Source organism: Caulobacter sp. GW821-FHT10A10, assembly GCF_059415745.1.
This window is the reverse complement of record NZ_JBWKNV010000001.1, coordinates 137,004-156,502: the sequence shown is the minus strand read 5'-3', so window position 1 is coordinate 156,502 and position 19,499 is coordinate 137,004. Positions and strand designations below refer to the sequence as shown.

The 19,499-nt window shown below is 68.5% G+C and carries 21 protein-coding genes; 7 read left to right on the top strand and 14 right to left on the bottom strand.

The features are described from left to right. The first annotated feature begins 10 nt into the window (after nucleotides 1-10). From murD to AC07NS_RS00800, 5 genes are all read left to right on the top strand, one after another. Nucleotides 11-1,423, top strand: a complete 1,413-nt coding sequence (murD, locus tag AC07NS_RS00820) for a UDP-N-acetylmuramoyl-L-alanine--D-glutamate ligase (RefSeq protein ID WP_494600731.1) — start codon at nucleotides 11-13, stop codon at nucleotides 1,421-1,423. Between the two features lie 257 nt (nucleotides 1,424-1,680). After that, on the top strand, nucleotides 1,681-2,802 hold the full coding sequence (locus AC07NS_RS00815) for an alpha/beta fold hydrolase (protein ID WP_494600729.1): 1,122 nt from the start codon (nucleotides 1,681-1,683) through the stop codon (nucleotides 2,800-2,802). Nucleotides 2,803-2,882: 80 nt separating this feature from the next. Continuing rightward, complete coding sequence (gene ftsW / locus AC07NS_RS00810; protein ID WP_494600727.1) at nucleotides 2,883-4,055, top strand: putative lipid II flippase FtsW; 1,173 nt, start codon at nucleotides 2,883-2,885, stop codon at nucleotides 4,053-4,055. A 76-nt stretch (nucleotides 4,056-4,131) separates the two neighbouring features. Further along, nucleotides 4,132-5,220: an undecaprenyldiphospho-muramoylpentapeptide beta-N-acetylglucosaminyltransferase gene (gene murG / locus AC07NS_RS00805; RefSeq protein WP_494600725.1), complete on the top strand. Its 1,089-nt coding sequence runs from the start codon at nucleotides 4,132-4,134 to the stop codon at nucleotides 5,218-5,220. Between the two features lie 221 nt (nucleotides 5,221-5,441). Beyond that, nucleotides 5,442-6,056: a DUF1134 domain-containing protein gene (locus tag AC07NS_RS00800; RefSeq protein WP_494600723.1), complete on the top strand. Its 615-nt coding sequence runs from the start codon at nucleotides 5,442-5,444 to the stop codon at nucleotides 6,054-6,056. A gap of 124 nt (nucleotides 6,057-6,180) precedes the next feature. Here AC07NS_RS00800 and AC07NS_RS00795 read toward each other — a convergent pair whose 3' ends face one another. From AC07NS_RS00795 to AC07NS_RS00760, 8 genes are all read right to left on the bottom strand, one after another. Next, nucleotides 6,181-6,708: a TIGR00645 family protein gene (locus AC07NS_RS00795; protein ID WP_494600721.1), complete on the bottom strand. Its 528-nt coding sequence runs from the start codon at nucleotides 6,706-6,708 to the stop codon at nucleotides 6,181-6,183. A 116-nt stretch (nucleotides 6,709-6,824) separates the two neighbouring features. Then, complete coding sequence (locus AC07NS_RS00790; RefSeq protein ID WP_494600719.1) at nucleotides 6,825-7,841, bottom strand: hypothetical protein; 1,017 nt, start codon at nucleotides 7,839-7,841, stop codon at nucleotides 6,825-6,827. Nucleotides 7,842-8,110: 269 nt separating this feature from the next. Further along, complete coding sequence (locus AC07NS_RS00785) at nucleotides 8,111-9,685, bottom strand: DUF4139 domain-containing protein (protein WP_494600717.1); 1,575 nt, start codon at nucleotides 9,683-9,685, stop codon at nucleotides 8,111-8,113. A 161-nt stretch (nucleotides 9,686-9,846) separates the two neighbouring features. Beyond that, nucleotides 9,847-11,244, bottom strand: a complete 1,398-nt coding sequence (locus AC07NS_RS00780) for a DUF4139 domain-containing protein (RefSeq protein ID WP_494600716.1) — start codon at nucleotides 11,242-11,244, stop codon at nucleotides 9,847-9,849. 256 nt (nucleotides 11,245-11,500) lie between these two features. Then, nucleotides 11,501-12,079, bottom strand: coding sequence for a peptide-methionine (S)-S-oxide reductase MsrA (gene msrA / locus AC07NS_RS00775; protein WP_494601834.1), 579 nt, complete (start codon nucleotides 12,077-12,079; stop codon nucleotides 11,501-11,503). Nucleotides 12,080-12,146: 67 nt separating this feature from the next. Beyond that, nucleotides 12,147-12,419, bottom strand: coding sequence for a hypothetical protein (locus tag AC07NS_RS00770; RefSeq protein WP_494600715.1), 273 nt, complete (start codon nucleotides 12,417-12,419; stop codon nucleotides 12,147-12,149). Beyond that, on the bottom strand, nucleotides 12,404-12,700 hold the full coding sequence (locus AC07NS_RS00765; protein WP_110117883.1) for a hypothetical protein: 297 nt from the start codon (nucleotides 12,698-12,700) through the stop codon (nucleotides 12,404-12,406). The genes AC07NS_RS00770 and AC07NS_RS00765 overlap by 16 nt, the downstream gene beginning before the upstream one ends. A 377-nt stretch (nucleotides 12,701-13,077) precedes the next feature. Continuing rightward, nucleotides 13,078-14,268 (bottom strand): acetyl-CoA C-acyltransferase, encoded by a 1,191-nt coding sequence (locus tag AC07NS_RS00760; RefSeq protein ID WP_494600713.1) that lies wholly within the window; start codon nucleotides 14,266-14,268, stop codon nucleotides 13,078-13,080. Nucleotides 14,269-14,512: 244 nt separating this feature from the next. Here AC07NS_RS00760 and AC07NS_RS00755 point away from each other — a divergent pair, with 244 nt between their 5' ends. Next, nucleotides 14,513-15,019 (top strand): winged helix-turn-helix transcriptional regulator, encoded by a 507-nt coding sequence (locus AC07NS_RS00755; protein WP_494600712.1) that lies wholly within the window; start codon nucleotides 14,513-14,515, stop codon nucleotides 15,017-15,019. Nucleotides 15,020-15,041: 22 nt separating this feature from the next. On the opposite strand, the gene AC07NS_RS00750 is transcribed toward AC07NS_RS00755, so the two are convergent. Both AC07NS_RS00750 and AC07NS_RS00745 read right to left on the bottom strand, forming a co-directional pair. Then, nucleotides 15,042-15,242 carry an MbtH family protein gene (locus tag AC07NS_RS00750; RefSeq protein WP_494600710.1) on the bottom strand — a complete coding sequence of 67 codons (201 nt, stop codon included), beginning with the start codon at nucleotides 15,240-15,242 and terminating at the stop codon, nucleotides 15,042-15,044. A 471-nt stretch (nucleotides 15,243-15,713) separates the two neighbouring features. After that, on the bottom strand, nucleotides 15,714-16,166 hold the full coding sequence (locus tag AC07NS_RS00745) for a DUF3617 domain-containing protein (RefSeq protein ID WP_494600708.1): 453 nt from the start codon (nucleotides 16,164-16,166) through the stop codon (nucleotides 15,714-15,716). Between the two features lie 214 nt (nucleotides 16,167-16,380). Between AC07NS_RS00745 and rpmB the strand changes: the two genes are divergently transcribed. After that, on the top strand, nucleotides 16,381-16,683 hold the full coding sequence (rpmB, locus tag AC07NS_RS00740; RefSeq protein WP_109100091.1) for a 50S ribosomal protein L28: 303 nt from the start codon (nucleotides 16,381-16,383) through the stop codon (nucleotides 16,681-16,683). 119 nt (nucleotides 16,684-16,802) lie between these two features. Here the strand turns inward: rpmB and AC07NS_RS00735 are convergent, their stop codons facing one another. The 4 genes from AC07NS_RS00735 to AC07NS_RS00720 form a co-directional block, all read right to left on the bottom strand. Then, entirely contained in the window at nucleotides 16,803-17,687 is an 885-nt protein-coding gene (locus AC07NS_RS00735) for an AraC family transcriptional regulator (protein ID WP_494600707.1), read from the bottom strand. 99 nt (nucleotides 17,688-17,786) lie between these two features. Next, a complete protein-coding gene (locus AC07NS_RS00730) occupies nucleotides 17,787-17,984 on the bottom strand; it encodes a hypothetical protein (protein ID WP_494600706.1) in 198 nt (65 codons plus the stop codon). 150 nt (nucleotides 17,985-18,134) lie between these two features. Further along, nucleotides 18,135-18,437: a hypothetical protein gene (locus AC07NS_RS00725; protein ID WP_110117889.1), complete on the bottom strand. Its 303-nt coding sequence runs from the start codon at nucleotides 18,435-18,437 to the stop codon at nucleotides 18,135-18,137. A 284-nt stretch (nucleotides 18,438-18,721) separates the two neighbouring features. Beyond that, nucleotides 18,722-19,033, bottom strand: a complete 312-nt coding sequence (locus AC07NS_RS00720; protein ID WP_110117890.1) for a hypothetical protein — start codon at nucleotides 19,031-19,033, stop codon at nucleotides 18,722-18,724. Between the last annotated feature and the right edge of the window lie 466 nt (nucleotides 19,034-19,499).

The following is a 19,499-nucleotide window of genomic DNA, read 5'->3' as shown; positions in this document are numbered from 1 at the left end:
AGGGCGCGCGATGATCCCGGTCCGTGGGTTCGAAGACAAGACGGTGGCGGTGTTCGGCCTGGGCCGCACCGGCCTGACGGCCGCGCGCGCCCTGATCGCCGGCGGCGCCAAGGTCGCCCTGTGGGACGAGAAGGAAGCCAGCCGCGAAGCCGCGCGGGCCGAGGGCCTGCCGGTCGTCGACCTGTCCACGGCCGACTGGAGCGCCTTTTCCGCCCTGATGCTGTCGCCGGGCGTGCCGCTGACCCATCCCAAGCCCCACTGGACCGTCGACAAGGCCAAGGAAGCCGGCGTCGAGATCCTGGGCGACGTCGAGCTCTTCGCCCGCACGGTCAACGCCGCGCCCGAGCACAAGAAGCCGAAGATCATCGCCATCACCGGCACCAACGGCAAGTCGACGACCACGGCCCTGATCGGCCACCTGTGCCAGCAGGCCGGCCGCGACACCCGCGTCGGCGGCAACATCGGCGCCGGGATCCTGGGCCTGGAAGACATGCACGGCGGCGCGGTCTACGTGCTGGAGCTGTCGAGCTATCAGCTGGACCTGACCTCCAGCCTGCACGCCGACGCAACGGTGCTGCTGAACCTGTCGCCCGACCACATCGACCGCCACGGCTCGATGGAAGGCTACATCGCCGCCAAGCGCCGCATCTTCCTCAACCAGGGCAAGGGCGACACGGCGATCATCGGGGTCGACGATCCCTGGTGCCAGCAGATCTGCACCGAGATCACCGCCGCCAACCGCCGCACCATCTGGCCGATCAGCGCCGGCAAGGCCATGGGCCGGGGCGTCTACGCCCTGCAGGGCGTGCTGTACGACGCCACCGGCGAGCGGGTCACCGAGATGGCCGACCTGCTGCGCGCCCGCAGCCTGCCGGGCCGCCACAACTGGCAGAACGCGGCCGCAGCCTACGCCGCCGCCATCGCCATCGGCATCCCGCCGCAGCAGGCGGTCGAGGGCCTGATGACCTTCCCGGGCCTGGCCCACCGCATGGAGACGGTCGGCAAGATCGGGCGGGTCGCCTTCGTCAACGACAGCAAGGCCACCAACGCCGACGCCGCCCGCCAGGCGATGTCGAGCTATCCGAAGTTCTACTGGATCGCCGGCGGCGTGCCCAAGGCCGGCGGCATCGAGGATCTCCAGGACCTGTTCCCCCGCGTGGCCTGCGCCTACCTGATCGGCCAGGCGGCCGACGCGTTCGGCAAGACCCTGGACGGCAAGGCTCCGATCAAGCAGTGCGGCGACATCGAGACCGCCGTCGCCGCCGCCCATGCCGACGCCGCCGCGACCGGCCAGGACGCCATCGTCCTGCTCTCGCCGGCCTGCGCCTCGTTCGACCAGTTCGCCGACTTCGAAGCCCGGGGCGAAGCCTTCCGGGCGGCGGTCAACGGGCTGCTGGCGAAGCCGAAAGCCAAGCGGGCCTAGGCTTTTGATCCCTCTCTCTTTGAGAGAGGGAGGGGCCCATGGCGAAGCCATGGGAGGGTGAGAGGTAACAAACTCACCGAATGAAACGCGGCCTGACGGCTGCGCGCGTTCCTGTGGACGCTGAAACCCCTCACCCTCCCACCGCTGCGCGGCGGGCCCCTCCGTCTCCCTATGGAAGAGGGATTCAGGTTTACGCTTGTAATAATCTCGCTCGCACCCTCATGTAACTACGTCTGTAGTTTTCATGTGGGGCGAGAGTGAGCAAGGTGAAGACATGGCTGCGCCGGGGCGCGGTCGGGCTGGCGGCTTTGACCGTGGCGGTCGTGGGCGGGGCGGCGGGGACGCGGGCCTTCCTGCAGCACCAGACGGCCGAGCGGCTGCGGATCGACACGGAGAAGGGCGTCCAGGAAAGCGGCTTCGTGAAGCTGCCCAGCGGCGAGCAGTGGGTCGTGGTGCGGGGCGAGAACCGCGACAACCCGGTGCTGCTGGTGGTGCACGGCGGCGGGGCGGCGACCTCGCTGTTCGCCGAGGACTTCAAGACCTGGGAGAAGGACTTCACGGTCGTGCACTGGGACCGCCGCGACCACGGCAAGAGCCTGGCGCACGCCGGAGGCCGCATAGACCCCAACCAGGGCGTCGACAGCTTCGTCGCCGACGGCCTGGCCCTGACCGAGCAACTGCGGGTCCGGCTGCACAAGCCGCGCATCGCGCTGCTGGGCTGGTCGTGGGGCTCGCGCGTGTCGCTGACCATGGCGCACCTGCGGCCCGACCTGTTCTCGGTCTATGTCGGCACAGGCCAGGCGGTCGACAACAGCGGCCGCGACCGCCACGTCTACGACCACATGCTGGCGGTGGCGAAGAGCGGCAAGCATCCCGAGCTGCTGGCCAAGCTGACCGGCCTGGGGCCGCCGCCCTATGATCCGCCCAGCCGCTGGAAGGAGGTCGACGACCTCGAACCGATCTACCTGAAGACCGAAGGCCCCAAGAGGACCGACGGCCAGCTCTACGCCCAGGCCCTGGCCATGCCCGACTGGAGCCTCAAGGACCTGCTGACCTACAAGGACGGCGGCAGGATCATCCGCCGCCAGCGCGCGCTGGCCGTCTACCTCGCCAACAACGACTGGAAGGCCGCGCCCCTGGGCAAGGACTTCGCCATGCCGATGGTGCTGATCCAGGGCGAGTACGACCATCCCGACTTCGTGCGCCCCTGGTTCGACGACCTCAACGCGCCGAGCAAGGACCTGGTGGTGCTGCCGGGCACGGGGCACGCCGCCATCCAGATGCAGTCGGTCCGTTTCGGCCAAGCCCTGCACGATCACGTCCTGCCCCTGGCCAAGGCGCGGGAGTATCCCGAGTTCACGGCCAAGCCTGTGGAATGATGGAAAAATTTCCGGCGGTCGCGATTTCGTCGCGGCCGTCGGCAAGACTCGATTAACCGTAACGGCCGACTCTTGCCCCCATGCGCCAGCAGACCGCCCACGCCTTCGCCCGGACCGACCGCTCGCCCCTCGGGGTGTGGTGGTGGACGACCGATCGCTGGCTGCTGGGCGCGACCGCGATCCTGGTCACGGTGGGCGTCCTGTTGTCGTTCGCGTCGAGCCCCGCCGCGGCCCAGCGGATCGGCATCGACGACCAGTTCCACTTCGCCATCCGCCAGCTGGTGTTCGGCGTCGGGGCGGCGACGATCGTGCTGGCCGTGTCGATGCTCAGTCCCAAGGGCATCCGGCGGGCGGCGTTCTTCATCTACATCGTCTCGATCGGCGTCATGGCGGCCCTGCCGTTCATCGGTCACAGCGCCAAGGGCGCGGCCCGCTGGCTGATGATCGGCGGCTTCACCTTCCAGCCGTCGGAATTCATGAAGCCGGCCCTGATCATCCTGGTCTCGTGGATGTTCGCCGAGGGCCAGAAGGGCGAGGGCGTGCCGGGCGTGTCGATCGCCTTCGGCCTCTATTTCATCGCCGTGGGCCTGCTGCTGATGCAGCCCGACGTCGGCCAGACCGTGCTGATCACCATCGCCTTCGGGGCCGCCTTCTGGATGGCCGGGGTGCCGATCTCGTGGATCATGGGCCTGGGCGCGGTGGCGCTGGGCGGCCTGGGCTCGACCTATTTCCTGTTCGACCACGTGCACGCCCGCGTGCAGAAGTTCCTCAGCCCCGACCAGGCCGACACCCACCAGGTGACCCGCGCCGCCGAGGCCATCCACGCCGGCGGCCTTTTCGGGCGCGGCCCGGGCGAGGGCGTCATGAAGCGCCACGTGCCCGACCTGCACACCGACTTCATCTATTCGGTCGCGGCCGAGGAGTACGGCCTCGTCTTCTCCCTGGCCCTGATCAGCCTGTTCGCCTTCGTCGTGGTGCGCGGGCTCTACAAGTCGATGAAGCTGGCCGACCCCTTCGAACAGGTCGCTTCGGCCGGTCTTTTCGTGCTCCTGGGCCAGCAGACGTTCATCAATGTCGCTGTGAACTTGAACATGATCCCGACCAAGGGCATGACCCTACCGTTCATCAGCTACGGCGGCTCGTCGATGCTGGCCATGGGATTGACCCTGGGGATGGCGCTGGCGTTGACCCGCAAGCGGCCCGGGTCCTATGGCGGCGGCGGGCCGTTCGGCCAGGCGGGGGCCTTCGACTGAAGGCTCCCGGGTTAGGGAGACTGCAGTTGCGTAACCTCTTGACGCGTCCCTCCATCCGTTTCGCGGACCAGGCCTGATGAGCGGCAAGCTGGCGATCGTCGCCGCCGGGGGCACCGGCGGCCACATGTTCCCCGCCCAGGCGTTGTCCGAGGCCCTGATCGCGCGCGGCTGGCGCGTGGTGCTGGCCACCGACGAACGCGGCGCCTTCTACGCCGACAAGTTCCCCGCCGAGGAGCGGCTGGCCCTGTCGGCCGCCACGGCCAAGGCCAGCGACCCGATCGGCATGGTCAAGGCCGGGGTCGCGGTGTTCCAGGGCGTGATGCAGGCCAAGCAGGCCTTCGCCCGGCTGAATCCGTCGGTCGTGGTCGGCTTCGGCGGCTATCCCGCCCTGCCGGCCCTGCTGGCGGCGCTGCTGGAAAAGCGCCCGACCGTCATCCACGAACAGAACGCCGTGCTGGGCCGCGTGAACCGCTTCCTGGCGCCCTATGTCGGCGAGGTGGCCTGCGCCTTCCCGACGCTGGAGCTGGCCAAGCCGGCCGTGAAGGCCCGCGCCCACGTGGTCGGCAGCCCGGTGCGTCCGGAGATCCGCGATCTGGCGCAGACCCCCTACCTGCCGCCCGAGGTGCAGCTGCGCATTCTCGTCACCGGCGGCAGCCAGGGCGCGCGCCTGTTGTCGGAACTGGTGCCCGAGGCCGTCGCCAAGCTGCCCGAAGAGATGCGCGGCCGCATGAAGGTGTTCCAGCAGGCTCGCGCCGAGAGCATGGAGCACGCCCGCAAGATCTATCGCAACGCCATGGTCGATTGCGAGGTCGCGCCGTTCTTCCGCGACATGGCCGGCCGCCTGCGCCAGAGCCACCTGGTCGTCGGCCGGGCCGGTTCGTCGACCTGCTGCGAGTTGGCCGTGGCCGGCCGTCCGTCGATCCTGGTGCCGCTGAAGATCGCCGCCGACGACCACCAGCGCTTCAACGCCAAGCTCCTGGAAGAGGCCGGCGGCGCGGCGGTGTGCCTGGAGGACGAGCTGACGGTCGACGCCCTGGCCGGCGCCCTGAACGCCCTGCTCAAGAACCCCGACCGCCTGGCCCGCATGGCCCAGGGCGCCCGCTCGGTGGCCGCGCCCGACGCGGCGGAGAAGCTGGCGGACCTTGTGGAGCGCACCGCGCGTTAAGTATCGCACGTCCAGTCGGGAACATGCTTAACCGCGCATTAAGCAACGCGCCCCAAACCGGACATGAAAGCCTGTGACAGTGCCGACACGTTAGAGCTTGCCTGATCCTGGCTAACGCCAGGACCAGATCAGCAGGTTCTAAAGTCAAATACGAGAGCGTGGCGGTCGCCGAAACCGCCTACACTTTCGGCTGTCACGCTCTAGCCTTGCGAGAAAGACACATGGACCGTCGCTCTCTGATCCTCTCTGGCATGGCCTCGGGCCTGACCTCCGTGGGCCTGGGCGCCTGCGCCAGCACCTCGCAGCCGCATAATCCCGGCCCCGATGCGCCGACCTACGACACCGGCGCGGCCGCCACCTATTCGGCCGACGAGATGATCCGGGCCACCTCCGACTTCCTCGGCGTCACGGCCGAGAGCGCCGGCGCGGCCATCGAGCGGATCTTCCGCGAGCGCGGCCAGCCCACCGGCTACATCGCCGGCGAAGAGGGCTCCGGCGCCGTGGGCGTGGGCCTGCGTTACGGCCGCGGCCTGCTCTACATGAAGAACCGCCCCACCCAGGAGACCTTCTGGCAGGGTCCGTCGATCGGTTGGGACTGGGGCGGCAACGCCAGCCGCGTCTTCACCCTGTGCTATAACCTGCAGTACCCGGACGCCATCTTCCGCCGCTTCCCCGGCGTCGAGGGCAGCGCCTATCTCGTGGGCGGCCTGGGCGTGAACTACCAGAAGGCCGACACCATCGTCCTGGCCCCGATCCGCGCCGGCGTCGGCCTGCGCCTGGGCGCCAATGTCGGCTACCTGGCCTACAGCCGCCAACGCAACATCCTGCCTTTCTGATCCTTCTCCCCTTGCGGGAGAAGGTGTCGGCGCAAGCCGACGGATGAGGGGTCTCTCAGACGCAAAACGCCGCGACAGCTGAACAGCTTTCGCGGCGTTTCTGTACGTGCGCCTCGCATCACGGCTAGTGCTTGGTCACCTTGCTGTTCAGCCAGTCCATCACCGCCAGCAGCACGCCCGAGACCACGAACGACAGGTGCACCACCACCAGCCAGAGCAGGCGCGGCTGGTCGAGCGGGACCTGGGGTTCGGTCAGCTTCAGGAATGACTTGAGGAGGGCGATGGCCGAGATCGCCACGATCGAGGCGATCAACTTCATCTTCAGGCCCGAGAAATCGACCGTGCCCATCCAATCGGGGCGGTCCTCGTGGCTGGCGGTGTCGATCTTGGAGACGAAATTCTCGTAGCCCGACAGGATGACGATCACCAGCAGGTTGGCCGCCAGCGACAGGTCGATCAGCGACAGGGCCAGCAGGATCGCGTCTTCCGGCTTCATCGACAGCACGTTGGGCAGTTCGTGGAACAGCTCCTGGAAGAACACCACGATCAGCGCGGCCAGGGCGACCACCAAGCCGACATAGAACGGGGCCATCAGCCAGCGCGATGCGAACAGGCCGCGCTCCAGCAGGGTCTCGATCACGGGCTTCTTCATGCGTCTCTCCGCAGTGGTCCCCCGACCAAGCCTAGCTAGGCTTTTTGACGGGCGCGCGTCATCCGGTTTCGACGCCCCCGGGGGCGCGGGGCGGGAGCCGGTCTTCACCGACGACCTCAGTCGTCGGTGAAGTAGTCGGCGACAGCGGCCTCGAGCGTCTCCATCCGGAAGCCCGGCGTGGAGGCCCGGTTCAGCGCCCGACGAATCTGCCACGCCGAGCGCCCCACATGAACGCCCATGCCGCGCAGTTCGGCGACGACCGCGTCGCGGGTCGCTTCGTCGACGGCCTTGTTGTTCTGCAGGCGGGCCTGGTCGAGCCGCCAGCCGAAGAAGGCGTCGGGCGTCAGCTCGATCACCGCGCCCGGGGCGGGCAGCCACTCGTAGATGGCGCTGCGCTCGTCCAGGGCGTCGTCGACATAGCCGGCCAGGCAGTTGCGATAGCGGCGGGCCGCCTCGCGGATGGCCGCGACGGTGGCCAGGGGCTTCAGCCGCTCGGTGCCCGGATGCGGGGGCTTGGGCATCTCCAGCCGGAAGTCGTCGGCCACCAGGGCGAACAGAGCCCGGGCGTTGGCCGCGCGGTTCCAGGCGGCGATCCGCTCGGCCAGCACCGGCGGCGACAGCCGGCGCGACAGCACGGCGTGCGCCTCGGCCAGCAGTTCGGCCTGGGCCGGGCTCATCCGCACCGCGCCGACGCCCTCGGCGCGCACGCTGGCGGGCAGGGCGGCCAGGGCGCGAACTTCGTCCAGGCTGATCGTCCCGGCGTGGCGCAGGCGCTTGGCGGCCGCGGGTTCGGCCAGCAGGGTCAGCAGGACGCGATAGTCGGCGGCCGGCCAGGCGATCTCGCCCAGATGCTCCAGCGCCCGGCGCAGGCCCTCGGGGGCGGGATCGACGACCCGCCGCACGATCTTGCGCAGCGGTTCGTCGAGCAGGCGGGCGACGTCCAGCGGCGCGGCGTCGCGCGGCTCGATCGCCAGCATCAGGCAGACGAGGTGGCGACGCGCGGCGGGCGCGGTCAGGAACGGCGTATGGGGCGCGGGCCACAGGGTGGACAGCGTGTCGGCGTAGTCGGGCGTGATTAGGCGCAGGAGGGGTGAGGCCGTCAGGGACGGGCCGGCCAGAGGCAGGACGGACATCGAAAAGCTCCGGACGCGGCCGGAGCGGCCGCGATCAGCGGTTGGAAATCGTGGGGCGAAGGGCCGGGCGCGCCTTGGTCGACGCGCGCCATTCCGCCGGCATCGGCGGCTTCAGCTGTGCGACGAGGAAGGTCATGCGGCGGTTCGGCTCCGGAGACTGATCGGGAGCGGGCTGATCCCACGAGGCGCGGGTGATGCGCAAGACCGGCGTTCGCCGATTCCGCGCATCGTGTGGTTGCTGTGGCGCTTGGGACACGCCAGGGGCGGCTTTAGCCCGCGTGCCGCACGACGTAGCGGAAGAGACGCGTCTCGCCCGGGGCCAGGGTCACGCGCCAGGCGACCTGGCCCTGGCGGATGTCATGTTTCGCGGGCTCTGACACCACCTTGAAGAACTCGACGTCCGGGTCGTGGCGGATCTCGAAGGTGACCGGGATCGACTTGTCGTTGGCCAGGTCAACCTCGTAGGTGCGGCGGACCATGGTCTTGCCGGCCCGCTTGTCCTCGACGAGGCGCGGGCGGGCGCGGACGTCCATGCCCTCGCCGATGACGAGGTCGGCCGGTTCGCCCACGGCGACGTCGCGCACGGCCTGCTCGCCGGCGAAGGTCGGCAGGCCGCCGACCGTCTCCATCACCGACAGGGCGCCGGAGGGCAGGGGCTTGCCCAGCCCCTCGGCGGCCTTGTTGTCGAGGCGCAGCACGACCTGCGGCGGGTCGGTCTCGTCGCCGTCCGCGTAGTCTTCCCAGGGGCTGACGGGCACGACGTAGAGCCGCTGATAGCGGACGTCCTTCAGGTCGAGGAAGGCCATCTGCTTGGTCTGGCGGGCGGCCACCGTCACCGGCTCGGGCAGGGTGTAGAGCTTGTAGTCGCCGAGATCCGACTGCTCGGCCAGGGCCCGCTTGCGGGCGCCGGTGACCACGACCGACTCCTCGACGGCGCGGTTGGCGGACATCATGACCGGCGCGGCCATAGGCGGGGGAGGCGGCGGCGGTGGAGGGGGCGGGGGCGGCGGCGGCGCGCCATGGGTGGTGGTGTCCATCGGCCAGCAGGCGCGGCTGGCCCGCGCCACGCGCGGCTTGGGCGTATTGACCGGCACGCGCGAGAGTTTGCCGGCCACCAGCTGGGTTGGGGCGTCGGCGAAGGTCGAGCCGGAGCTGTTCATCACGGTCAGCCAGCCCAGCAGGTCCAGGGTCTTGCCGTCGGGATTGAGGGTGGCGACGTAGTCGGCCTGCCAGTTCACGCCAATCGCCAGATAGGTCAGGGTCAGGCGGTAGTCGCCGCCGGTGGGCACGTCGACCAGGGCCGACAGGGTCGGCTTGCTGGAGAGGCCGTCGGGCGCGCGCTCGAACACCAGGCGCTCGGGACCGCCGGAGCAGCCCAGGGCCTCCACCCCGTCACTGGTGCGGACCATCAGGCCGTCCGGGCCCTGGATCAGGGTGGCGTCGACCGTCACCTGGCGGCCGGTCTCGCGGCTGGTGCGCACCACCTTGACCGGCTGGTCCAGCGAGCGCTCGACCAGGGTTCCTGGGCTGAGCAGGGCGTAGTCGTAATTGCGCTCGACCGAGCCCTGCGGCAGGCCCTCGATGGCCGCGCTCTGCGGGATCAGGCCCTCGGCGACGCCGTCGAAGCGCAGCACGTGGCGGCCGGCCGGCAGCGCGACCGTGCGGGTCTCGCTGACCATCACCAGCCCCTGCTCGGCGGCGCGCTGCTTCTCCCAGGGCGACAGCGTCTGCACCGGCCCCTGGCCGTCGCGATAGAGGGTGACGGCTACGGCTTCCGGGGCGGCCGAGGGGATGGTGTCGGCGTGCGCCGCGAGGGGCGTGCAGAGCAGGGCGAGGGCGAGCATCAGACCCTCCCCCCGAAGGGGGAGGTGTCGGCGAAGCCGACGGAGGGGGGAGCGATCGCCGTCTTCAGCGATAGCGCTCACATCCGCAGGGACTTCCCCCTCCGGCCCTCCGGGCCACCTCCCCCTTTGGGGGGAGGGTCTATCCGCGCGGCCCATCAGCCTCACCAGCCGTTGTCCACCGTGAAGGTCAGGACGGTCTCGCCGTTGGCGGGGACGGGCACGCTCCAGCCCAGGGTGCGGGCGTCGATGCGGCGGCTGGGCAGGCTCTCGTCGCTGACCTTGCCGTCGCGCAGCAGGCCGGCCTGGCGCAGTTCGACCGTCACGGCGTCGGGCCGGGCGTTGCGCACCACGTACTTCATGACGTAGCGCGAGCGGGTCTTGGACAGCTTCTCCTGCGAGACCAGGGTGGCCTGGCTGGAGACGTCGAAGGCCTCGCCGGTCTTGATCGACAGCTCCGAGCCCGCCGAGGTGTGGCCGATCTGGTTCTCGCCGATGAACTTCGGGTCGCCCGCCTGGTCGCGCATGTAGACGCGCATGGTCCCGGCCGGCAGCTGGTCGCCCAGGCCCTTGAGCTTGGAATTGCTGAACTGGATGGCGGTGATGGCCTTCTGCGGGTTCTCGTCGCTGGAGAAGCCGTACTCGCGCACCTCGTAGACCTTCTGCGCCGGCACGGCCTGGGCGCTGAGGAAGCCGACCTGCTTGTTCTGGTTGGCGGCGATCGTGGTCCGCTCGGGCAGGGGATAGATGTAGTAGTCGGCGATGCGCTCGCGGCCGCTGCTCTCGGTCCCGGCCGAGACCGAGCCGCGCACGCCGCCGCCGCCGCCGTTGAACTGGTTGACGTTGCCGGCCACCAGCTGGGTCTGGGCGTTGTCGAAGGCGGTGCCGGAATTGTTGCGCAGGGTGATCCAGCCCTGCAGGTCCAGCGCGTTCTTCTTCTCGTCGAACAGGGCGACATAGTCGGCCGCCCACGACAGGCCCGAGGTCAGGTAGCTGAGCGTCACGGGCGTGGGGCCGGCCTTGTCGGCGTTGACCGTCACCGACAGGGTCGGGCGCGCGCGCAGGGTCTCGGGCACCTTGTCGAAGATCACCCGGGTGGGCACGCCGTCGTCGCGCAGCACCTCGATGCGGTCGCCGATCTTCAGCACCACGCCCTCGTTGGCGGCCAGCACCGTGGCGGTCTCGGTGGTCTCCTTGCCGTCGCCGGGATTGGTGCGGACGATCTTGATCTGCCGCCCGACCGCCTTCTCCATCAGCTTGTCGGGGGTCAGCAGGTCGTAGTCGAAGTTCTGCTCGACCACGCCCAGGTTGGGCGACGACAGGCTGACGGTCTCGGGCCGGATGGCGGCCGAGACGTCCTTGAACTCCAGCCGCTGGCGGCCGGCGGCGACGTCGATCGTCCGCTGGTCCTGAACCAGCGCCAGATTGTTGTTGTAGATGGTGACCGAGACCTTCGGCGGCGATGCGGTCTGGACGGGGGCTGTCTGAGCGTGGACCGCGGTAATGGCGGCGGTGGAAGCGGCGGCCACGCAGACGGTGGCGAACAAGGCGGCCCGAAGCATCGGCGCGACGTCTCCCTACTCTCTTTGCGGCCACGGTTTCACGGCTGCGCGGGAAAGTCGAGAGATTATGGGTGTAAATTTATATACCCTTCTCCCCTTGCGGGAGAAGGTGGCGGCCGAAGGCCGACGGATGAGGGGTCTCTCAAACCCGTCGGCTTCGGCGCCCGGTCGATCGGCTGTTGCGGCGGGGAGGTCTGAGAGACCCCTCACCCGACCCGCTTCGCGGGCCACCCTCTCCCGCAAGGGGAGAGGGGCGTCAGCGGCCCCACACCTGCGCCAGTCGCCGGTCCCGCCCGCACCCCGTGCGGTAGAGGTGGTACTCCACCGAATTGTTCCTGGCGTAGTCGCGGTGATAGGCCTCGGCCGGCCAGAAGGTCGCCAGCGGCAGGATCTGGGCCTTCATCGTTCCAGTCTTCAGGCGCTTGGCGGCTTCGGCGCGCGAGCGCTCGGCGGCGGGGCGCTGCTCGGCGTCGACGAAGACGGCGGGGCGATAGGAGGGGCCGCGGTCGCAGAACTGGCCGTCGTCGTCGGTCGGATCGACCAGCTTCCAGTAGCGCTGCAGCAGGAAGGCGTAGGGCAGTTTGGCCGGATCGTAGGTGACGCGGACGGCCTCGTAGTGGCCGCTGCGCTCGCTGGTCACATCGCGATAGGTCGGGTTCTTCACGTGGCCGCCGGTGTAGCCGCTCTCGACCTTCACGACGCCGGGAATGCCCCGCATGTCGTTCTCCATGCACCAGAAGCAGCCGCCGGCGAAGACGGCGGTCCTGGTCGGAGCGGCTAAGGCGATGGCCGGCGCGGCGACCAGCAGGGCCAGGAGGAGGATGAGGCGGCGGATCATGGGGCGGTCCTTTCGAAGGCTCGACATAGATACGGCCAAGCGAGCCGAAAGGTTTAGAACGCGCCTACCGCCAACCGTGACCGACGCCGCGCACCGCCGGGACCGCCGCCAGGCGCGCCGCGAGCGTATGGGCCCGGTCGTCGCCCTGGTCGTCGATCTCCAGGCGAATGGCGATGTCGGCCCCCTCGGGCTGGGCGGTCAGGGCGCGCAGGCGCACCTGCTGCACGCTGGCCACGCCCAGCACCCGCATCAGGGCGTCGGGCGTGTCTTCAGCGGTGACGAGGAAGAGGCGCCGTTTGTCGTCTTCCGGTTTGAGAAGGCTCAAGGCCGCACCCACTGATGTTCCACGCTGGCCGAGTTGACGCCGGGCCAGGCGGCCAGGTCACGGGCGAGGAGGCGGGCTGCCTGGTCGCCCAGGTGGCGCACGCGCAGGGAGGCCTCGACCAGCTGGCCGACGGGCTTCAGGGACAGGTTGCACAGCTCGGCGCCGCTGTCGGCCAGGCTCTGGCGCACGGCGTCCAGCGCGCTGGGGGCGTCCTGGGCGCAGAGGAACAGCTGGTGGACCGTGACGCCGTCATGGTCGCTGTGGAAGGCGGGTGGGGAAGGCAGGTAGCTCATGTTCGAAGATCCTTTGAGTTTTTGAAGGACCGTCGGATCGCGCAACGAAAAAGCCCCGCTCCTTTCGGAGGCGGGGCTTTTTCAGATCTTGCGATCCTTCGGCTTGGTTTCTGGGGAACCCTTGTTCCCTAGTCTGCGCGCCGTCTTTGCCCCGTCCGTACCGGCACGGTTTTAATCTGGGTAATCTTCGACATCATGGCGCACCACATCGCGACGCCGGCGGTGAGGCCAGTCGTAAACAGCGCGATGGTGGTGAGGTTCGACAGCATGAGGTCGGAAGGGTTCCAGTAGGCTTGCACTAAACAGGTAACGCTTGCGGGCCCGCCGCGCAAGGTCTTGCCGCGCGACGGGCCTTAATGCCGCGGATTGGGCAGATTTTAGGCGAGCTCGATGGCCATGGCGGTGGCCTCCCCGCCTCCGATGCAAAGCGAGGCCAAGCCGCGCTTGGCGTTGCGGGCCTGCAGGGCCGAAATCAGGGTGCACAGGATACGGGCGCCCGATGCGCCGATCGGGTGTCCCAGGGCGCAGGCGCCGCCGTTGACGTTCAGCTTGTCGTCCGGGATGCCCAGTTCCTTCTGGGCGATCATGGCGACGACGGCGAAGGCCTCGTTGACCTCGAACAAGTCGACGTCGCCCACGCTCCAGCCAGCGCGGGCCAGGGCCTTGCGCATGGCCGGCACGGGGGCGGTGGTGAAGAGACCGGGCTCATGGGCGTGGGCGGCGTGGCTGACGACCGTGGCGACCACCGTCAGGCCCAGGTCCTCTGCGATGCTTTTCCGGGTCATGACCAGGGCCGCCGCGCCGTCGCTGATCGACGACGAGTTGGCCGCCGTGATCGACCCGTCGCGGGAGAAGGCCGGGCGGAGGGTGGGGATCTTGGCCGGATCGGCCTTCAGCGGCTGCTCGTCCTTGTCGATCGTCTCGACGCCCTTGCGGGTGGTCACCGTCACCGGCGCGATCTCGGCGGCGAAGGCCCCGCCCTCGACGGCGGCCTTGGCCTTGAGCAGGCCGCGCGTGGCGTAGTCGTCCATCGCCTCGCGGGTGAACTGGTAGTCGGCGGCGGTGTCCTCGGCGAAGGCGCCCATCAGCTTGCCGGGGGAATAGGCGTCCTCCAGGCCGTCCAGGTACATGGAGTCCCAGATCTGGTCGTGGCCGATGCGGGCCCCGCCGCGGTGCTTGGCCATCAGGTAGGGCGCGCCCGTCATGCTCTCCATGCCGCCGGCCACGATCACGTCGGCGCTGCCGGCCAGCAGGGCGTCATGGGCCATGATGGCGGCCTGCATGCCGCTGCCGCACATCTTGTTGACCGTCGTGGCCTCGACCGACTTGGGCAGGCCCGCGCCCAGGGCGGCCTGGCGGGCCGGAGCCTGGCCGAGGCCCGCCGGCAGTACGCAGCCCATGATGATCTGGTCGACCTTGTCGCCCGAGAGCCCCGCGCGCTCCAGCGCCGCCTTGACGGCCGTGGCGCCCAGTTCCGTGGCCTTCACCCCGCCCAGCGCGCCCTGAAAGCCGCCCATCGGCGTGCGGGCGAAGCCGGCGATCACCACCCGATCGGCGTGCTTGGACATGGATGAACTCCCAACAGGTTTGTTTTGCGGTGGAATAGGCCCCGGATCGGTCGGCCTGCGCAAGCGGCTTGCTTGGATCTTTCAGAACCAAGAAGCGGCCGGCGGCGGAAGGGCGGCTCCCGTCGTCGGCCGGTCAGTCGAGCAATGAACCGAGAGAGTCAATTGCGATTAGAAACCTACTCTGGTTCGTACTCAAAAGCAACGGCCCTTGCATTCCCTGGCGGAACGCCGCACTTTCTTCCGTATGGGTCGCACCGCCGATTACAGTCACCAACGCTGCGCCATCGCCGCCACCCTCGAGGTCGTCGGCGATCCCTGGACCCTGCTGATCCTGCGCGACGCCTTCCAGGGCGTGCGGCGGTTCGAGCAGTGGCAGGATCGCCTGGGCGTGGCCCGCAACGTGCTGGCCGCCCGGTTGAAAAGCCTGGTCGGTCACGGGGTGATGGAGACCCGCCGCTATTCCGAGCGGCCGCCGCGTCATGAATATGTGCTGACCGCCAAGGGGCGCGACCTGTCGGCCGTGCTGCTGACCATGGCCGAGTGGGGCGATCGCCACGTCTATGGCGTGGGCAATGGCCCGGTGCGCTTCGTGCACAAGGCCTGCGGCTGCGACTTCCATCCCAAGCTGGCCTGCGAGGCCTGCGGCCAGGTGGTCGACAGTCGCGACCTGTCGCGGGTGATCCACGAGGGCCAGTCCCCGACCGTGGGCGAGGCGCTGGACGCGGTCGCGGTGAAGACGGCGGCCGAGTAGGGCGCGGCCGCCTTCGCGATTTTCAGTCCTTGCCCTCCATCGCGCGGCGCAGGCTCGCCGGGCGCATGTCGGTCCACACTTCTTCGATGTAGCGTAGGCAATCGGCCTTGGAGCCGCGGAAGCCCGCATCGCTCCAGCCCAGCGGCAGTTCGCGGCCGACCGGCCAGATCGAATATTGCTCCTCGTGGTTCATGACCACGACGAACTGTTCTTCGCCGCTCATCGTTTCCCCGCCCCTTGATGCATTTGCTGGCTCGAAGGCTCGGTCGGCGGGCGATGGCTGTCAATCGCCATGGGCGAGCCGCGCGGCATCGCGCCTCGTGGTTGCGGCGGCGGCTTTCGGCGCGAGGCTTTGCTGGGGGTAAGTGCGGCGCGTCCACAGCCAAGTTAACGGCAAGGCTTGAAGGGCGGGAACGCGCGCGAAACGAATCAGGACCGAATCGCTGACTCGGTCCGATTCGGGATTTGTTCCCTACAAGCTATTGTAGCTTAACGACGATTAACCACAACGGCGTTCCGTGGAGGGCGCTTTGCTTGCCTGTCCCTAACGTCCGTTGTTCCCCGCGAAGGCGGGGACCCAAGCGGGCTCTCGGGAGGTGGCGCGGTCGTGGGCCATCCACGGACTCGGCTTGGATCCCCGCCTTCGCGGGGATGCTCGGTATAGAGTGTCGTGAATGTCGGTCAGGATCGGGGGCTACTTCGCCTCGGCGGGGCAGGTGGCCGACAGGCGCTTGGCGTTCATGACGCCAGCCAGGGGCAGGCCGTCGACCGTCTTCAGCTTGATGTCGAGCTTGAAGCTCTCGGGGGTGTAGGTCCCCTTGGCGTTGACCGGGGCCGCGCGGCCCTTCTTGTCGGTCCAGGTTCCCTTCAGCGCGATCTTGCCGTCGTCGACCTGGTTGGTCGTGTACTCGCACTTGTAGCGGCGCGTGCAGATGCCCTTGGAGAACTGGGCGGCGTCGGCCTGCTTGATGCACTTGTCCTCGCTGCCGACCGGGATGATGCCGATGCGGTAGCTGTATTCCCAGTGGCCAGGCAGAATCGTCGTCTTCGGCGCGGCGGCGCTCGCCGGGGCGGTCGCGGCGAATCCCACGGCCAGGGCGGCCAGGGACGCGGCGAGAGCGGTGGCGGCGAGGGCGGTCGGACGCATGCTTTGGAACTCCTTCATGGCCGTGCATATAGGAAGTAGCAGATGAACCGCGCTTGAAGGCGGGGTGATGGCGAGGCTCAGGGCTTTGCCGCCTTGACTCCGCAAGGCTCCATCGCCTATATCGCCCCCTCTCGCGCGGCGGACCTCGGTTCGGAAGCGCGCCTGACATTATGTTCGCGGGGCCTTCGGCTTCGCCTAGCCCAAGGTACTCGTCATGTCGCGCCGTTGCGAACTCACGGGCGTCGGTCCGATGATCGGCCACAACGTGAGCCACTCGAACATCAAGACCAAGCGCCGCTTCCTGCCGGCTCTGTCGCCTGCTTCGCTGCAGTCGGACTCGCTGGGTCAGACCTTCAAGCTGCGTATCAGCAACGCCGCCCTGCGCACCCTCGACTTCAAGGGCGGCCTGGACGTGTTCCTGCTGGGCGCCAAGGACGAGCAGCTGTCGCCGCGCGCCCTGAAGATCAAGGCTCAGGTCAAGGCCAAGGCCAAGGCCGCCGCGCAAGCCGCCGCCTAAGTCTTTCGGTCCTCCGGGGCCGATACGAAAAGCCCGCCGAGTTCGCTCGGCGGGCTTTTTCGCGCTTGGGCCGCCTGGTCGGAAACGGCGACCCGGGATGCGGGACGCCGTCCGCAGCGCTATTCCAAGGGCAGGAACAGCTCGACCACCACCTCATGCACCGGCGCGTTCGGCGGGAACGAGAAGTGCCGCTGGCAGTAGATCGGGAAGTCCCGCGCCTCCTCGCCGCTGGCCGGCAGCCATTCGCGATAGAGATAGAGCGCGGCGGGCTCCAGATTGTGGGTGTCGTGCGTGACCCGCAGCACCGCGCAGCGCCCGCCGGGAATCTCGCCGGCCTTCATCACCTCGTCGTCGGGATCGATCGGCCGGTCGGTCCCGATGCACAGGTCCATGCTGTAGTCGGCGGGGTTCTCAGGGATTCGCTCCGACCGGAAGATGTTGAAGGTCGAGTTGGTCTGCGGCGACAGGCCGGCGGCCTTTCGCCAGGCGATGAACCGCTCGATCGAGGCGCTCAGCGTCGCCCGGTCGCCGCGATGCTCAATGATCGCCACCGGGGTGGGCGGCACGTCGCGGATCGTCACGTCATCATAGTCGTAGGTAACCTGCATCAGCTTGCTCCTGGCGTTGTCCATCGGCCCGAAGGCCGCAAGCCACGGCGCCCAGTCGGGCGCCTTGCGGAACGAGGAGGGCGACTGCTTGAACCTGCGCCGAAAGGCGCGGGCGAAGGCGTCCGGCGCGTCATAGCCGGCGTCCAGCGCGATCTGCGTGACGCTCTGGGCGTCCTCGGCGACCAGCTGGCGCGAGGCGCGCTTCAGGCGGGCGAGCTGGACGTAGCTGTGCACGGAGAGCCCGAAGGTCGCCATGAACTGCCGGTGGAAGTGGAACTTGGAGAAGGCCGCCACGCGGCTCACCGTCTCCAGGTCCAGCTCGCCGTCCAGATGCTGGTCGATATGGTCCAGCACCCGCTGCATCCGGGCTGTGTAGTTTTCGAGCGCCGCCTTCATCGTCCCCCGTCTCCGTGGCGCGGCCAGTTAGCCGTCGGCCGCCGGATCGTGCTCGACCGATCTTGCGGTTTGTAGGGCGCGTAGAGGAGGGGGGCGGTCTCAGACCGAGATGTTGACCAGCGTGCCGGCCAGTTCGCCCGTGGCCTGGCCGAGGGCCGCGCCGGCGGCGGCCGTGGCCTTGGCGTTGGTCTGCGCCACGGCCAGCTGGGTCAGGTCGACGATCGGCGGCGAGGCCTCGCCCGAGGCGGCGGAGCGCGGCGGGGTGTAGCGGGCGGTGTTGGCGGTGGAAACCTGCACGGCGACTCCCTTCCAGGCTGCAGCGCAATCTGGTCTCCAAGCCTTAAGCGGGCCTGACCGAGCATGGTTAAGGCGGCCGGCGAGCGTGCAGCAAAAAGCCGCCGTCGCTGGGCGACGGCGGCTTCTGAAGCCTCGGGGAGGCTGGTCGCCTTAGCGGGCGGCCAGTTCCAGGGCCTTGGCCGGGTTGGCGGCGTTGTAGGCGGTCAGCTCGGGGTTGGCGAGCTTGGACACGGCGTCGTTCACCGACGAGCGGACGCAGGCCGGGTACAGGTACATGGCCAGCGACTCGCCGCGGACGTCCTGCCAGCAGACGGTCGAGGCGGCCTTGACGATGTCGGCGCGGACGTCGGCGGCGGCGCGGCCGGCGACCTTGACGCGGACTTCGGCGGCGCCGGCCGGAGCGGCGGCCAGCAGGGCCAGGGCGGAGAGAGCGAGAGCGGCGGAGCGGATCATCGGACGGATTCCAGTCGGGTGCCTGTCACAGGCGGTTGAAGCGATCGCTTCCCGACGCGTTCCTCTGGTGACTGGTCCAGGATCTCGCCCGCTCTGTCACCGGATGAAAGCTGTAGCTCACTGCCGATCAGTTATCAACGATTATATTGTCGCAACCGACAGGCGAAGTGTTTGATTTCACGCGCTTGTTACCGGTGTCAGTGTTCGCTCTGCGGACAAGCAAAAGCCCGCGGAGCGGGGGCTCCGCGGGCTCTGGTCCCGATGGGGCTGAAGCGGTGTTCCGCTTAGCGGGCCGAGGCGGTCTTGATCAGACCGTTCGGGCGCCATTGGGTCTTGTCGTAGGCGGTCAGGGTCGTGCTGCCGACCTTTTCCACGGCGGCGCGGGTCACGTCGCGGATGCAGTAGGGCAGGACGTCGGCGCCGTAGGTGGTCGAGTCCGTGTCTTCCTTGCACACCGAGGTGGCGGCCTTGACGATGTCGGCGTGCACGGCGGCGGTGGTGCGGCCGGCGACCTTCACGGTGACTTCGCCGGCGAAAGCGGCGGGGGCGCTCAGGAGAGCGATGGCCGAAGCGGCCAGAACAAACACACGTTGCATGATCTTGATTCCGGAAAGGGGGTTGGGGTCAACCTCCTCCCGATGCGTTCCTCTGACGGCCGACCGGATCTCGCCAGTTCGTCGCCGTCACGTTCTAAATACAGTGACAACGCTGTCATTCCAAGCGGATTTTTGACTTCCGACGTCAAATTTTTGCGACGCCCGCGAACGCTGCATGCCGGAAAGGCATGATGTACGGCAAATGAGCACCTAAAACTCGTTAGTTTCAGGTGAAATTATCCCTTTATGCTGCGATGCGGTGAGGGTTTGGCCTACCCCGGTGCGATAGCCTGGGGCAGCCGTCCTTTCGACGCCGCGCATCGAGGTCGAAGCCTCCAGGGCGCCTCGATGGGTGTCCGCTTAGCAATGCGAACATTGTAATATTTATATCGTATAAGATATTTGACATAAATCGTAACAATGTGCCTCTCTGCGCCAAGGCGCGACGGACTCAGATCGCGCGCAG